Source organism: Streptomyces sp. NPDC002809 (genome assembly GCF_040295435.1).
Classification (GTDB): domain Bacteria; phylum Actinomycetota; class Actinomycetes; order Streptomycetales; family Streptomycetaceae; genus Streptomyces.
The window spans coordinates 1-15190 of record NZ_JBEOVJ010000074.1 but is presented as its reverse complement, the minus strand read 5'-3'; the positions used below and the strand labels follow the sequence as shown (position 1 = coordinate 15190).

General features: G+C 71.4%; 16 protein-coding genes. 15 read left to right on the top strand and 1 reads right to left on the bottom strand.

The features are described 5' to 3' along the window. The first annotated feature begins 336 nt into the window (after nt 1-336). The 10 genes from ABT025_RS31015 to ABT025_RS30970 all read left to right on the top strand — a co-directional run bounded on the left by ABT025_RS31015 (nt 337) and on the right by ABT025_RS30970 (nt 9487). The gene (locus ABT025_RS31015) at nt 337-1455 is read left to right on the top strand and encodes a ParA family protein (protein ID WP_351001691.1); all 1119 of its coding nucleotides are present in this window, start codon (nt 337-339) and stop codon (nt 1453-1455) included. Next, nucleotides 1452-2054, top strand: a complete 603-nt coding sequence (locus tag ABT025_RS31010; RefSeq protein WP_351001724.1) for a hypothetical protein — start codon at nt 1452-1454, stop codon at nt 2052-2054. The genes ABT025_RS31015 and ABT025_RS31010 overlap by 4 nt, the downstream gene beginning before the upstream one ends. Before the next feature lie 121 nt (nt 2055-2175). After that, nucleotides 2176-3228, top strand: a complete 1053-nt coding sequence (locus ABT025_RS31005; protein WP_351001689.1) for a segregation and condensation protein A — start codon at nt 2176-2178, stop codon at nt 3226-3228. After that, entirely contained in the window at nt 3225-3872 is a 648-nt protein-coding gene (gene scpB / locus ABT025_RS31000) for an SMC-Scp complex subunit ScpB (protein ID WP_351001687.1), read from the top strand. Before ABT025_RS31005 ends, scpB begins: the two co-directional genes overlap by 4 nt. After that, nucleotides 3872-5062: a pseudouridine synthase gene (locus ABT025_RS30995; RefSeq protein WP_351001685.1), complete on the top strand. Its 1191-nt coding sequence runs from the start codon at nt 3872-3874 to the stop codon at nt 5060-5062. Before scpB ends, ABT025_RS30995 begins: the two co-directional genes overlap by 1 nt. Nucleotides 5063-5212: 150 nt before the next feature. Further along, on the top strand, nt 5213-5866 hold the full coding sequence (gene pnuC / locus ABT025_RS30990; protein ID WP_351001683.1) for a nicotinamide riboside transporter PnuC: 654 nt from the start codon (nt 5213-5215) through the stop codon (nt 5864-5866). Further along, nucleotides 5863-6942, top strand: a complete 1080-nt coding sequence (locus tag ABT025_RS30985; RefSeq protein WP_351001681.1) for an AAA family ATPase — start codon at nt 5863-5865, stop codon at nt 6940-6942. The genes pnuC and ABT025_RS30985 overlap by 4 nt, the downstream gene beginning before the upstream one ends. Then, nucleotides 6939-7673, top strand: a complete 735-nt coding sequence (locus ABT025_RS30980) for an NUDIX hydrolase (RefSeq protein ID WP_351001679.1) — start codon at nt 6939-6941, stop codon at nt 7671-7673. The genes ABT025_RS30985 and ABT025_RS30980 overlap by 4 nt, the downstream gene beginning before the upstream one ends. Further along, entirely contained in the window at nt 7670-8692 is a 1023-nt protein-coding gene (locus ABT025_RS30975) for an ADP-ribosylglycohydrolase family protein (RefSeq protein WP_351001677.1), read from the top strand. Before ABT025_RS30980 ends, ABT025_RS30975 begins: the two co-directional genes overlap by 4 nt. Before the next feature lie 3 nt (nt 8693-8695). Next, complete coding sequence (locus ABT025_RS30970; protein ID WP_351001675.1) at nt 8696-9487, top strand: nucleotidyltransferase domain-containing protein; 792 nt, start codon at nt 8696-8698, stop codon at nt 9485-9487. Nucleotides 9488-9507: 20 nt separating this feature from the next. On the opposite strand, the gene ABT025_RS30965 is transcribed toward ABT025_RS30970, so the two are convergent. Further along, nucleotides 9508-10230 (bottom strand): nucleotidyltransferase domain-containing protein, encoded by a 723-nt coding sequence (locus ABT025_RS30965; RefSeq protein ID WP_351001673.1) that lies wholly within the window; start codon nt 10228-10230, stop codon nt 9508-9510. Between the two features lie 172 nt (nt 10231-10402). Here ABT025_RS30965 and aroH point away from each other — a divergent pair, with 172 nt between their 5' ends. From aroH to der, 5 genes are all read left to right on the top strand, one after another. Next, nucleotides 10403-10765: a chorismate mutase gene (gene aroH / locus ABT025_RS30960; protein WP_351001671.1), complete on the top strand. Its 363-nt coding sequence runs from the start codon at nt 10403-10405 to the stop codon at nt 10763-10765. Continuing rightward, the gene (locus ABT025_RS30955) at nt 10762-11847 is read left to right on the top strand and encodes a prephenate dehydrogenase (RefSeq protein ID WP_351001669.1); all 1086 of its coding nucleotides are present in this window, start codon (nt 10762-10764) and stop codon (nt 11845-11847) included. Before aroH ends, ABT025_RS30955 begins: the two co-directional genes overlap by 4 nt. Nucleotides 11848-12039: 192 nt before the next feature. Then, nucleotides 12040-12756, top strand: coding sequence for a (d)CMP kinase (gene cmk, locus ABT025_RS30950; RefSeq protein ID WP_351001667.1), 717 nt, complete (start codon nt 12040-12042; stop codon nt 12754-12756). Next, a complete protein-coding gene (locus tag ABT025_RS30945; protein WP_351001665.1) occupies nt 12753-13415 on the top strand; it encodes a lysophospholipid acyltransferase family protein in 663 nt (220 codons plus the stop codon). The genes cmk and ABT025_RS30945 overlap by 4 nt, the downstream gene beginning before the upstream one ends. Nucleotides 13416-13479: 64 nt before the next feature. Further along, nucleotides 13480-14949 (top strand): ribosome biogenesis GTPase Der, encoded by a 1470-nt coding sequence (der, locus tag ABT025_RS30940; RefSeq protein WP_351001663.1) that lies wholly within the window; start codon nt 13480-13482, stop codon nt 14947-14949. The last annotated feature ends 241 nt before the right edge of the window (nt 14950-15190 follow it).

Below are 15190 nucleotides of genomic sequence, written 5' to 3'. Positions count from 1 at the left end.
CGGCCGGACCTTGCCGAGCAAGGTCCGGCCGGACGCATGTCGGGCCTTGCCGGGGCCGCGCGCAACTCGTCTCGAACGTAACCCTTTAACCGATTCGTGCACCTGTGAAAAGTGTGCCCGGGGGGCTGCGCGCCCTTGACAGCGGGGTGTTCGATTGCCGACACATCGGGCCGGGTCCGGCGGATTGTGTTGCTGCGGACCGGTGACACGCCATAGAGTCGCCAATCGTCGGCATGGTGCCACGCTGACCTATCGATAAGTTTCCTGGTCATGTCCAAGGAGGTAAGACGACTTGTGAATGAGTCGACATTTACTCCCGGGGGTGTTCATCCAGGGATGCCGGCGCGGGGCCAGAGCCCGAACGGGCTGGAGGCTGTCGGCTCCGTCGCTGTCCGCACCTTCGCCACCCACCAGCACATGACGACAGCCCCCCAGATGATGGACGGCCTACACGTGAACGCCATGGCCGGCAACGAGAGTGGCCGGGACACCGCCCACTTCGCCGACTTCGATGCAGCGCCCCAGGGGCACTTCTACGACCCGGACGCCGAGTACGAGCCCGATCCGGAGTACGCGGCCACCCTCGCGCCCGACGCCGCCCGGCAGCGCCGCGAGCGGATCGGCCCGACCGGCCGCCCCCTGCCCTACTTCCCGATCCCGGGCCCGCTGACCGACCACGGTCCCGCGAAGATCATCGCGATGTGCAACCAGAAGGGCGGCGTCGGCAAGACCACGTCGACCATCAACCTGGGTGCCGCGCTCGCGGAGTACGGCCGGCGTGTCCTGCTCGTCGACTTCGACCCGCAGGGAGCCCTGTCGGTCGGCCTCGGCGTCAACCCGATGGAGCTCGACCTCACCGTCTACAACCTGCTCATGGAGCGGGGCATGGCGGCCGACGAGGTCCTCCTGAAGACCGCCGTGCCCAACATGGACCTGCTGCCGAGCAACATCGACCTGTCGGCCGCCGAGGTCCAGCTGGTCAGCGAGGTCGCCCGCGAGTCCACGCTCCAGCGCGCCCTGAAGCCGCTGATGGCCGACTACGACTACATCGTGATCGACTGTCAGCCCTCGCTCGGCCTGCTCACGGTGAACGCGCTGACCGCCGCGCACAAGGTGATAGTGCCGCTCGAGTGCGAGTTCTTCGCGCTGCGCGGTGTGGCACTGCTCACCGAGACCATCGAGAAGGTCCAGGAGCGGCTCAACCCGGAGCTGGAGCTCGACGGCATCCTCGCCACCATGTACGACTCCCGTACGGTGCACAGCCGCGAGGTCCTCGCGCGCGTCGTCGAGGCATTCGACGATCACGTCTACCACACGGTCATCGGGCGCACGGTCCGCTTCCCGGAGACCACGGTCGCCGGTGAGCCCATCACCACGTACGCCTCCAACTCGGTCGGTGCCGCCGCCTATCGCCAGCTCGCCAGGGAGGTGCTCGCCCGGTGTCACGCCGAGTGAGTCTGCCCGGGGCCGACGAACTGTTCCGTACCACCGGGGGGATGGGGCTGCAGTCCTCGTCCCCCGCGGAGCGGCGGCGCAAGGCGAACGGCGAGGCCCGGGTACCGGCTCCGGCCGGCGAGGGGGATTCCGGGGACAGCACGTCGGGGGAGGGCTCCGAGGCCTCCGCGGGCGCGGCCCCCTCCTCGCAGGAGGAGCACTCCGCGGCCGACACCGACGCCAACGCCGGCGGCTCGCGCAGCCGCGGCGGTGAGAACGACCGCGTCGCGGTGGCCGCACAGGCCGGGCGCCGCCCGCAGCCGCCGTCCTCGCAGGAGCCGGTTCCGGCCCCTGTCGTGCAGCAGCAGCGCAGACGCGGTGGCGGGCGCGGGGCGAACCGCAGGCCCAGCGGCCGGGAGCGCCACGACGAGAAGATCACGGTCTACGTCTCCGCCGAGGAGCTGATGGACCTCGAACACGCGCGGCTCGTGCTGCGCGGCGAGCACGGCCTCGCCGTCGACCGCGGACGCATCGTCCGTGAGGCCGTCGCCGTGGTCCTCGCGGACCTGGAGTCGCGGGGCGACGCGAGCATCCTCGTACGGCGGCTGCGCGGCCGCTGAGCGGTGCGGCGCCGGTAGCCTGCCCGAAGGGCGGCCGCCGGCCGAGCCGTGCGGCCTGTCCCGTCCCGTACGGGTCGCCGCCCGCCGGCACTGTCCATGTACCGTCGCCCCCTGGATCTCCATGCCGACTCCCGACCAGCCCGCCCGCACCTCCCGCCGCCCCCTGGGCCGCGGGCCGGGCGGTGGTCCCGTGTCCGTGGGCGGACCGGGGGCGGGGGATGCCCTCCCGGCTCCGGTGGTGGACGGGGCTCCGGTGGTGGATGAGGCTCCGGTGGTGGATGAGGCTCCGGCGGTGGACCACGTTCCGGCTCCTGCTCCCGACGACGGGCGTTTCACCGTCCGGCTGGCGAACTTCGAGGGGCCGTTCGATCTGCTGCTCCAGCTGATCTCCAAGCACAAGCTGGATGTCACCGAGGTCGCCCTGTCCAAGGTCACCGACGAGTTCATGGTGCACATCCGGGCCATGGGACCGGACTGGGACCTCGACCAGACCACCGAGTTCCTCGTGGTCGCCGCGACCCTCCTCGATCTGAAGGCGGCCCGGCTGCTGCCCGCCGCCGAGGTGGAGGACGAGGGTGACCTGGCGCTGCTGGAGGCCAGGGACCTGCTCTTCGCGCGGCTGCTGCAGTACCGCGCGTACAAGCGCATCGCCGAGATCTTCAGTGCCCGCCTCGAATCCGAGGGCCGGCGCTTTCCCCGTACCGTGGGGCTGGAACCGCACCACGCCGAGCTGCTGCCCGACGTCGTCATCAGCATCGGGGCCGAGGGCTTCGCCCGGCTCGCCGTGAAGGCGATGCAGCCGAAGCCCAGGCCTCAGGTCTACATCGACCACATCCACGCCCCCCTGGTCAGCGTGCGCGAACAGGCCGGGATCGTGGTGGAGCGGCTGCGGGAAGTGGGGGAGATCAGCTTCCGGGAACTGACCGAGGACGCTCCGGACACCCTCACCGTCGTCGCACGGTTCCTCGCCCTGCTGGAGCTCTACCGGGAGAAGGCCGTCGCCCTGGACCAGGACGAGGCGCTCGGCGAGCTCATGGTGCGCTGGGCCGGGGGAGAGGGAGCCGAGCCCACCGTGACGGACGAGTTCGACCAGGAGGCACAGAACGTGCGCGACGCGCAGCAGGACGTGAAGGCACAGAACGTGCGCGACGCGCAGCAGGACGTGAAGGCATGAGCGAGCAGGACGTCACCGGCTCCGCCGTCGCGGACCTCGATCTCAAGCCCGCGCTGGAGGCCGTCCTCATGGTCGTCGACGAACCCGCGACCGAGGAGCACCTGGCCAAGGTGCTGGAGCGGCCCCGGCGGGCCGTCGCCGACGCACTGCGGGAGCTGGCCGACGAGTACACCGTGCAGCGCCGCGGTTTCGACCTCAGGCTGGTCGCGGGCGGCTGGCGCTTCTACACGCGCCCGGAGTACGCGCCGGCGGTCGAGGGCTTCGTCCTGGACGGGCAGCACGCCCGTCTGACGCAGGCGGCACTGGAGACCCTGGCGGTGGTCGCGTACCGCCAGCCGGTGAGCCGGTCGAGGGTCTCGGCGGTGCGTGGCGTGAACTGTGACGGGGTCATGCGGACCCTGCTGCAGAGGGGTCTGGTCGGGGAAGCGGGCGCGGAACCCGAAACAGGTGCGATCCTGTACAGGACGACGAACTACTTTCTGGAGCGAATGGGCCTGCGTGGCCTGGACGAGCTCCCGGAGCTCGCGCCCTTCCTCCCAGAGGCGGACGCGATCGAGGCTGAGACGCTAGAGGGTGTGCCGTCGTTCGATCCGGACGCACCGGACACCCCGGATACTCACGCACACGACAAGACGGAATTTTGATGCGAAGCAGTGGCAGGAACAGCGGCAGCAGCGGCGCCGGCGGCAGGAGCGGCGGCAACAGCGGCGGCGGCGCCAGGAGCGGCGGCAGCGGCGGCAGGAGCAGCAGGAACAACTCCGGCACCGGCAGGAACAGCAACCCGAACGCCCGTACGCCCGGCTCCGGGCGCGACGACGAGCAGGAGCAGCGCCCCCGCCGCCCCCGCCCCGAGGAGCGGCGCTACGACGTCGGCAACGACAAGCCGGGCGGCGACGGCGGCACCCGCAAGGGCCGCGGCGCTGCGGCCCGGGGCGGCGCCAAGGGCGGCCCCAAGGCCGCGACGAGCGGTTCCAGGAGCAGCGGCCGGCGCGCCCCGTACGGCGCCCCCGCCCGCCCGCGCGAGCTCGACGCCAAGATCGAGCAGCGCAACCGTGACAGGTACGCGGACAAGCCCGAGATCAAGACGCCCAAGACCCACCCGGGCGCCGAGCAGGAGGGTGAGCGGCTGCAGAAGGTCCTCGCCCGGGCCGGCATGGGCTCGCGCCGCGCGTGCGAGGAGCTGATCGAGCAGTCCCGCGTCGAGGTGAACGGCGAGATCGTCGTCGAGCAGGGCAAGCGCGTCGACGTGCACAAGGACGAGATCAAGGTCGACGGCCTGACGGTGGCCACCCAGTCGTACCTCTTCTTCGCGCTGAACAAGCCGGCCGGTGTCGTCTCCTCCATGGAGGACCCGGACGGCCGTCAGTGCCTCGGCGACTACGTCACCAACCGTGAGACGCGTCTCTTCCACGTCGGCCGGCTGGACACCGAGACCGAGGGCATCATCATGCTCACCAACCACGGCGAGCTGGCCCACCGTCTCACCCACCCGAAGTACGGCGTGAAGAAGACCTACCTCGCGGCCATCCAGGGCCCGCTCCCGCGCGACCTGGGCAAGCGGCTCAAGGACGGCATCCAGCTGGAGGACGGCTACGCCCGCGCCGACCACTTCCGCGTCGTCGAGAACACCGGCAAGAACTACCTCGTCGAGGTGACCCTCCACGAGGGCCGCAAGCACATCGTCCGCCGGATGCTGGCCGAGGCCGGCTTCCCCGTCGAGCGGCTCGTGCGTACGTCGTTCGGGCCGATCCCGCTGGGCGACCAGAAGTCGGGCTGGCTGCGCCGGCTCACCAACACCGAAGTGGGCATGCTGATGCGCGAGGTCGGTCTGTAGACCACCCGCACACCGCACACCGCACACCGCACACCGCACACGGCCCGCGGCCGGTTCCTGGATTTTCGACTTTCGAACAGGAACCGGCCGCGGGCCTTTTGCTGTCCTCGTTCTGCCTTTATAGTCAGAGTGACTATTAAGGAGGCGGGCGTGAGTCTCGCGGATGTACTCGACCCCCTGCAGCAACCCCTGGTGACGGTTCTGGACACCCCGGTCAGCTGGACCGAGGTGCTGGGCTTCGGCAGCGGAGCGCTGTGCGTCTGGCTCGTGGCCCGCCAGCACCTCGCCAACTGGCCGATCGGCATCGCCAACAACGTCTTCTTCATCCTGCTGTTCGCCCAGTCCGGTCTGTACGCGGACGCGGGCCTCCAGATCGTCTTCATCGCCCTTGCCGCGTACGGCTGGTGGACCTGGACCCACGGGGGTGGACCAGGGATGGACGGCCTGCCGGTGCGGCGCACCACCCGCACCGAGTGGACCGGGCTGCTCGCGGCAGGGGTGGTGGGGGCCCTCGCGCTGACCGTCCTGCTCGACCGGGCCACCGACTCGACGGTGCCCTTCTGGGACGCGGTCACGACCGCCCTGTCGCTCGCGGCGACGTACGGGCAGTGCAGAAAACTCGTCGAGTCGTGGTGGCTGTGGATCGCGGCCGACGTGGTCTACATCCCGCTGTACGCGTACAAGGAGCTCTATCTGACCTCGCTGCTGTACGCCGGCTTCCTGACGCTGTGCCTGATCGGCCTGCGCAACTGGAGGCGGGATCTCACCGTTCGGTACCCGGAGCCCGTGGAGGCCCAGGCATGAAGCGCTTCGCACACGGGCTGGTGCTCGGGAAGTTCTACCCGCCGCACGCCGGCCACCACCACCTCGTCCGTACCGCCCGGGACCGCTGCGAGCGGCTGACCGTACTGGTCTGCGCCGCCTCGGTGGAATCCGTGCCGCTGGCGGACCGGGTCGCCTGGATGCGCGAGGTGCACCCGGACGTGACGGTGGTGGGCGCCGTCGACGACACCCGGATGGATCTCCACGACCCGGCGATCTGGGACGCCCACATGGCCGTCTTCACCGCGGCCGTGCCCGAACCCGTGGACGCCGTCTTCACCTCTGAGTCGTACGGCGACGAACTCGCCCGTCGCTTCGGCGCCGAGTCCGTCTGCGTGGACCCGGGCCGCACGGTCTTCCCGGTCTCCGGCACCGCCGTCCGCGCGGACCCGGCCGGCTGCTGGGACTTCCTCGAACCCCCGGTCCGGGCGGCGCTCACCCGCCGCGTCGTCGTCCTCGGCGCCGAGTCCACCGGCACCACCACCCTGGCCCGCGACCTCGCCGCGTACTACCGGCGGCGCGGCGGCATCTGGGCGCACACCGGCTACGTCGCCGAGTACGGGCGCGAGTTCAGCGAGCAGAAGCTCGCCGCGCTGCGTGCCCGGTGGCCCGAAGCCCAGTGGGAGGACGTCTCCTTCACCACTCACGACTTCCCCCTCATCGCCGAGACCCAGAACGCCCGCGAGGAGGCAGCCGCCCGCACCGGCTCCCCGCTGCTCGTCTGCGACACGGACTCCTTCGCCACGACGGTGTGGCACGAGCGGTACGTCGGGGGCCGCAACCCCCTGGTCGAGCGCACAGCCGACCGGGTCACCCACCACCTGTGGCTGCTCACCGACCACGAGGGCGTCGCCTTCGAGGACGACGGACTGCGCGACGGCGAGGAGCTGCGGCCCTGGATGGCCGACCGATTCCGGGCCGAACTCACCCGTACCGGAAGGACGTTCACCGAGATCACCGGCAGCCGCCAGGACCGTCTGACCGCAGCCGTCACGGCCGTCGACGCCCTGCTCGCCACCGGCTGGGACTTCGCCGCACCCCTCCCGGAGCGTCGATGAGTGCCGCCGCCCCCGAGGGCTACGACCCGCACGCCTTCGAACCCTTCGCCGTCACCGTCGACCTCGCCGTCTTCACGGTCCGCGAGTCACGGCTGCACGTCCTGCTCGTCGAACGCGGCGAGGACCCGTACAAGGGCCGCTGGGCGCTGCCCGGAGGCTTCGTGCTGCCCCGGGAGTCCGCCGGGACCGCGGCGCGCAGGGAACTGGCCGAGGAGACCGGACTGACCGAGGACACCGTCTCGGCCCTCCACCTGGAGCAGTTGCGCACCTACAGCGACCCGGACCGCGACCCGAGGATGCGGGTCGTCTCCGTCGCCTACGCCGCGCTCGTCCCGGATCTGCCCGAACCGCGTGGCGGCGGAGACGCGGCCAGCGCCCAGTGGTGGGACGCCGGACGGCTCGGCACGCTCGCCTTCGACCACGGCCTCATCCTCGCCGACGCCCGCGCCAGGATCGGCGCCAGACTCGAGTACACCTGCCTGGCCACCGCGTTCTGTCCGCCCGAATTCACCCTGGGAGAGCTCCAGCAGGTGTACGAGACGGTCTGGGGCGTCGAGCTGGACCGGCCCAACTTCCGGCGCAAGGTCCTTGCCACGCCCGGCTTCGTCCAGGCCTCGGAAGGATCACCGCGCCGGACCGGCGGACGGGGGAAACCGGCCGCCCTGTACCGGGCGGGTGCCGCGACCGCCCTGCACCCCCCATTGCTGCGACCGGAAGGAAGAAGCACATGATCGTGACCAGGACCCTCACCAAACAGGCCGCCACCGGCGCGCTCACCGGGCTCGCGCTCGGCGACGCACTGGGCTTCCCGACCGAGTTCAACAACGTCCCCTCGATCCTCGCCAAGTGCGGCCCGTGGCGCCAGATGCGGCTGCCGAAGCCGGCGATCGTCACCGACGACACCCAGATGACCCTGGCCCTCGGACGCGGAATCCGCACCGCCATGGACCGCGGACTGCTCACCCCGCTGCGCCTCGTACGGCCGGTGCGCGACGAGTTCGTCGACTGGTACCACTCGCCCGACAACAACCGCGCCCCCGGCCGCACCTGCATGACCGCCTGCCGGATGCTCGACAGCGACCGGATCTGGCAGGAGGCCAGCCAGACCGGCTCCAAGGGCTGCGGCGCCAACATGCGCGTCGCGCCCGTCGGGCTCGTCCCCGGCCTGAGCGAGGAACAGCGCGCCGGCGCCGCCCAGCTCCAGGCCGCGCTCACCCACGGACACCCGACCGCACTCGCCGCGTCCGACCTGATGGCCCGCGCGGTCCACCTGCTGGCGCAGGGCGCGGAGCCGATGGGCCTGATCGGACAGCTGCGCAGCTACGCCTACGAGAACAGCAGCCGCTACCTCACACGCTGGCTCGGGGACCTCTGGCGCTACGCGGGCGACTCCTCCCCGGAGCTGTACATCCAGCGCGGCTGGGACGAGTGCCTCACCGCCCTGGCCCGGGTCCAGGACGCCCTGCGCCACCCGTCCCCGGAGACCGACCCCTGCGAGAGCACCGGCGACGGCTGGATCGCCGAGGAGGCTCTCGCCACGGCCCTGCACTGCTTCCTGCTCTTCCCCGAGGAACCCGTCACCGCCCTGCGCAGGGCCGCCTGCACCCGGGGCGACTCGGACTCCCTCGGCTGCCTGACCGGCGCTCTGGCGGGCGCACACCTCGGCTCGGCGGCCTGGCCCAAGGAGTGGTCGGAGCGGATCGAGTACCGGAGCGACCTCCTGTCGCTGGGGGCGCTCTGGGACGCTTGAGCCATGCCTACGGACACCACGCACCTCCAGGACGCCGGGCTGCCGGTCACCGACCTCGGCCCGGTCCTCGCCGGTGAACGCCACCCCCTGCTGTTCGCCACGGTCTCCGGGGCGCACCTGTACGGGTTTCCCTCCCGGGACTCGGATGTGGACCTGCGGGGGGTCCACGTCCTGCCCGCGGAGGATCTCCTCGGGCTCAGGGAGCCCGAGGAGACGTGCTCGCGGATGTGGGACAGCGACGGCGTGGAGATGGACCTCGTCACCCATGACCTCCGCAAGTTCGTCCGCCTGATGCTGAAGCCGAACGGCTACGTCCTGGAGCAGCTGCTCTCGCCCCTGGTCGTCCACACGACCGCCCTGCACCGGGAACTGGTGGCGCTCGCGCCCGGCGTCCTCACCAGCAACCACGCCCACCACTACCGCGGATTCGCCGGCACCCAGTGGCGTCTCTTCGAGAAGACCGGCGAACTGAAGCCGCTGCTCTACGCCTTCCGGGCGCTGCTCACCGGCATCCATCTGATGCGCAGCGGCGAGGTGCTCGCCCATCTGCCGACGCTCCTCAACCGGGTGCCGGCACCGTCGTACCTCCCCGGCCTGATCGAGGCCAAGGCCACGGCCGAACACAGGAGCGCCGACGGGACGGACGTTCGGGCGGTGGCCCGGGACATCGAGTCGCTGCACCGGACGCTCGACGGGGCACAGGCGGACTCGGAGCTTCCGTACGCGGCGAGCGGGTTCGAAGCGCTGCACGAACTGGTGGTGCGGGCGCGCCTCGTTCCGGCCCCGGCCGGCTGATCCGCGCAGCCCGCCCGGCCTCAGCCGGCTGAGCTGTCCGCGGCCGACGGGGCGGCCAGGGCCGACGCCCGCCTGGCGCGGATCAGGAAGTCCTCGACCCGCGCCCGGTCCGGCTGCGCCGGCAGCGGGGAGACGGCGGCCGCCGCGTCGTTCTCCTCGGCCAGACTCGTCATGCGCCGCTCCACCTCCGCCCAGGAGACCTCGCCCCGCTTGACCGAGAGCAGATCCTCCCGGGCCGCGCCCACGTCGATCGAGAGCTCTCCCGTACGCAGCAGATCCCGGCTGCCGGCCAGCAGCCGCAGCAGATGCATGGCGTGCTTCCAGCGCGGCGCCCCGTACTGGCGCACGTCCGCCTCCAGTTTCCTGCGCTGACCCAGCGCGTAGCGGACGAAGGTTCCGTGAGCCTGCCGTGACAGAAACGCTCCACGCAGCGAGAGGAGCTCACGCCCGGTCGCGTCGATCTGCTCCACCAGCGGCGAGTGCAGGCACTCCAGCACGTTGGGATTGGCCCGCAGCGCCAGTTCGCAGAACCGCTCCAGCTCCCAGGAGAACTGTTCATCGGCCGGGCCGTCGATATGGGTCGGCGGCTTGTCGAACCGCCAGAACAGCGGAGTCGGGGCGAGGAACACCCCGCGCCGGTCCGTGTCACTGTCCTCCGTGGCGAGCCCGAAGGCACGCGAGCCCATCACGCAGGAGTAGACCGTGTGGTCGCGGACCAGTGCCTCGTCGCCGGGGGAGATCATGCGGGGAGGGTACGCGAGGGAGGCGCGCCCGTCCGGGCGGCGGCGGTTCCCCGGCTCGGGACGCGCGTACGCCGCCGCGTCTCACGGACAGGGCACCCCGGCACGGGACGGTGCCGCCCCTCTAGGCTGAAACGCAAGCGCAGACGCGGCAGGCACAGGCAAGGAGCACGACGTGGCGGTACGAGCGGTCCGCGGAGCCGTCCAGCTGGAGCGGGACGAGGCAAGGCACATGGACGAGCAGGTCAGCGCCCTGCTCACCACCGTCCTGGAGCGCAACAGCCTGGTCGCGGACGATCTGATCAGCATCTGGTTCACGGCCACACCCGACCTGCACTGCGACTTCCCGGCAGCCGCGGCGCGCGGGATCGGTATCGTCGACGTACCGCTGATCTGCGCCCAGGAGCTGGACATCGAAGGGGCCATGCCCCGGGTGGTCCGGATCCTCGCCCACGTCGAGACGTATCTCGCCAAGTCCGAGATCGCCCATGTCTACCTCGGCGCCACCGCCTCCCTTCGCAAGGACATCGCCCAGTGAGAACCGCCGTCGTCATCGGAACGGGCCTCGTCGGCACCTCCGCGGCCCTCGCCCTCGCCGGGCGCGGCATCAAGGTCCACCTCGTCGACCACGACCCGGAGTCGGCCCGCACGGCGGCCGCCCTCGGCGCCGGCACGGACGAGCCGCCCGAGGGCCGCGTCGACCTGGCGGTCGTCGCCGTACCGCCGGCCCACACCGCGACCGTGCTCGCCACCGCGATGAGCGGCGGTGTCGCCCGCGGCTACCTCGACGTCGCGAGCGTGAAGGGCGGGCCGCGCCGCGAGCTCGAAGCGCTCGGCGTCGACCTCACCCCGTACATCGGTACGCACCCCATGGCGGGCAAGGAGCGTTCCGGGCCGCTCGCCGCCACCGCCGACCTCTTCGAGGGCCGTCCCTGGGTCCTCACGCCCACCCGCGACACCGACACCGAGGTCCTCAACCTCGCGCTGGAGCTGGTCGCGCTCTGCCGTGCCGTCCCGGTCGTCATGGACGCCGACGCCCACGACCGGGCCGTCGCCCTCGTCTCCCACACCCCGCAGCTGATCTCGTCGATGGTCGCCGCCCGTCTCGAGGAGGCCGACGAGACCGCGGTGCGCCTGTGCGGCCAGGGCATCAGGGACGTGACCAGGATCGCGGCCTCCGACCCCCGGATGTGGGTGGAGATCCTGTCCGCCAACCCCGGCCCCGTCGCCGACGTCCTCGCCGGGGTCGCCGCCGACCTCGACGAGACCGTCACCGCGCTGCGCGGGCTCCAGTCAGCCGACGAGGAGAAGCGGCGCAAGGGCACCGAAGGCATCCAGGACGTCCTGCGCCGCGGCAACGCCGGCCGGGTCCGGGTGCCCGGGAAGCATGGCGCCGCCCCCTCCTCGTACGAGGTCGTGGCCGTCCTCATCAGCGACCGCCCCGGCGAGCTGGCCGGGATCTTCGCGGACGCGGGCCGGGCCGGGGTCAACGTCGAGGACGTACGGATCGAGCACGCCACCGGTCAGCAGGCGGGTCTCGTGCAGCTGATGGTCGAACCGAGTGCGGCCCCGGCCCTGAGCGCGGCACTGCGCGAGCGGGGCTGGTCGATCCGCCAGTAGCCCTTGAAGGCGTCTCGCCGGTTCAGGACCGGGGCCGCGACGCCCGGCCGGCCCTGATCGGCGGGACACCCCTTGGGACGCAAGGCCGGGAGGCACTTTTCCACAGGGGTGGTCGGGCTTGCCCCGGCACTCGGTAACCTTGTGCGGGGCGGGTTCACGCGCCCCGTCCCGCCCACCCCGTGTACCAGGAAGGTGTCCACCACCGTGGAAACCGTAAGCGCCGCCGCCCGGACCGCCCCGGCCGCAGTGATCGTCGCCATCGACGGCCCCTCCGGAACCGGCAAGTCCAGCACGTCGAAGGCCGTCGCCTCCCAGCTCGGCCTGAGCTACCTGGACACCGGTGCCCAGTACCGGGCGATCACCTGGTGGATGCTGAACAACGGCATCGACGTGCACGACGCGGTGGAGGTGGCGACCGCGGCCGCCAAGCCGGTCATCGTCTCCGGCACCGACCCCGCCAACCCGACGATCACCGTCGACGGCGAGGACGCCTCCGCCCCGATCCGTACACAGGAAGTCACCTCCAGGGTCAGCGCCGTCAGCGCCGTCCCGGAGGTGCGCACCCGGATCACCGAGCTGCAGCGCACCATCGCGGCCGGAGCGGAGAGGGGCATCGTGGTCGAGGGCCGGGACATCGGCACCACCGTGCTGCCCGACGCCGACATCAAGATCTTCCTGACCGCGTCGCCGGAGGCCCGCGCGGCCCGCCGCAGCGGCGAGGTCAAGGGTTCCGATCTGGCCGCCACCAAGGAGGCGCTGATCAAGCGGGACGCCGCCGACTCCGGCCGCAAGACCTCGCCGCTCGCCAAGGCGGACGACGCGGTCGAGGTGGACACCACCGAGCTGACCCTCCAGCAGGTCATCGAGTGTGTTGTCACCCTCGTCGGGGAGAAGCAGGCCGCGAAGTGACACCTGCCACGGGGGCGCCCACGCTGCGCGGAGCGGCGGTCGGACGCGGCATCGGGATCGGGCTGATGTACGGGCTCTTCAGGCCCCGTGTCCTCGGCGCATGGCGGGTCCCCGCCTCCGGACCCGTCATACTCGCGGTGAACCACTCGCACAACATCGACGGGCCGATGCTGATGGGCACCGCGCCCCGGCCCGTCCACTTTCTGATCAAGAAAGAGGCGTTCGTCGGCCCCCTGGACCCGTTCCTGCGTGGAATCGGTCAGCTGAAGGTGGACCGCTCGATCGCCGACCGCACCGCCATCACCCACGCCCTCGGCGTGCTGGGGGACGGCGGGGCACTCGGGATCTTCCCCGAGGGCACCCGTGGCGAAGGAGACTTCGCCTCGCTGCGCGCCGGACTCGCGTATTTCGCGCTGCGCAGCGGGGCGCCGATCGTGCCCGTGGCCGTACTGGGAAGCACCGAGCGCCGCGGACGGTTGATATCGGCACTGCCGCCACTGCGCAGCCGTGTCGATGTCGTCTTCGGTGAGGCGTTCGCTGCCGGAGACGGCAGCGGCCGTCGGACGCGCGGCGCGCTGGACGAGGCGACGTTGCGGATCCAGGGACGGCTGACCGGCCACCTGGAGCAGGCCAGGCGCCTCACCGGGCGCACCGAGTAAGACTTGAGTAGTGGACCGCGTGCTGCGTGGTCCATCGATGATGATGCAAAGAGGAACGGACTTCATGAACGACCAGATTCACTCCGGCGGCTCGGACCACGAGCACGGAGCGCTTGGCGATGCCGAGTACGCGGAGTTCATGGAGCTCGCCGCGCAGGAGGGGTTCGACCCCGAGGACGTCGAGGGTGCCATCGGTGAGGCCGGTCACGGACCGCTCCCCGCTCTCGCCGTCGTCGGCCGTCCCAACGTCGGCAAGTCGACGCTGGTGAACCGGATCATCGGCCGTCGCGAGGCCGTGGTCCAGGACAAGCCCGGCGTCACCCGTGACCGCGTCAGCTACGAGGCCGAATGGGCGGGCCGCCGATTCAAGGTCGTCGACACCGGCGGCTGGGAGCAGGACGTCCTCGGTCTGGACGCCTCCGTCGCGGCCCAGGCCGAGTACGCGATCGAGATGGCCGACGCGGTCGTCTTCGTGGTCGACTCCACGGTCGGCGCCACCGACACCGACGAGGCCGTCGTCAAGCTGCTGCGCCGGTCCGGCAAGCCCGTCGTGCTCTGCGCGAACAAGGTCGACGGGCAGAGCGGCGAGGCGGACGCCACCGCGCTCTGGTCGCTGGGCCTCGGCCAGCCGCACCCCGTCTCCTCGCTGCACGGCCGCGGTACCGGCGACATGCTGGACGCGGTGCTGGAGGCGCTTCCCGAAGCCCCGGCCCAGTCGTTCGGCACCGCGGTCGGCGGCCCGCGCCGTATCGCGCTGATCGGCCGTCCGAACGTCGGCAAGTCCTCGCTGCTGAACAAGGTGGCCAACGAGGACCGCGTGGTCGTCAACGAGCTGGCAGGCACCACCCGCGACCCGGTCGACGAGCTGATCAACCTCGGCGGCATCACCTGGAAGTTCATCGACACGGCCGGTATCCGGCGCAGGGTCCACCTCCAGGAGGGTGCGGACTACTACGCCTCGCTGCGTACCGCGGCCGCCGTGGAGAAGGCCGAGGTCGCCGTGATCCTGATCGACTCCAGTGAGTCGATCAGCGTCCAGGACCAGCGCATCGTCACCATGGCCGTCGAGGCCGGGCGCGCGATCGTGGTCGCCTTCAACAAGTGGGACACCCTCGACGAGGAGCGCCGCTACTACCTGGAGCGCGAGATCGAGACGGAGCTCGCGCAGGTCGCGTGGGCCCCCCGGGTCAACGTCTCGGCCCTCACCGGCCGCCACATGGAGAAGCTGGTCCCGGCGATCGAGACCGCGCTGGAGGGCTGGGAGACCCGCGTTCCGACGGGCCGGCTGAACGCGTTCCTCGGTGAGATCGTCGCCTCCCACCCGCACCCCATCCGTGGTGGCAAGCAGCCGCGTATCCTCTTCGGCACCCAGGCGGGCACCAAGCCGCCGCGCTTCGTGCTCTTCGCCTCCGGCTTCCTGGAGCACGGCTACCGCCGCTTCGTCGAGCGCCGGCTGCGTGAGGAGTTCGGCTTCGAGGGCACACCGATCCACATCTCGGTGCGGGTCCGCGAGAAGCGCGGCCGCAACAAGTAGGCAACCGCGATGACGCCGTCCGGCGCGTGAGGCGCCAGGCAGGCCCCTGACAGCCCCCTGGGGCCTGCCAGGGAGCCCCGGCAAGACTCTGGGGCCCCCGGGGGCCCGGGAGGGGCAGAGGGGCTCGGACGGCCGACCCCGGCCTGTACGACGGAGCCCGGCCTGCACGACGGAGCCCACGAGGTCAAGGCGGGCGAAGTCCCCCTGGGCGTACGCGTCCTGCCGGCGGAGCACCCCGAGT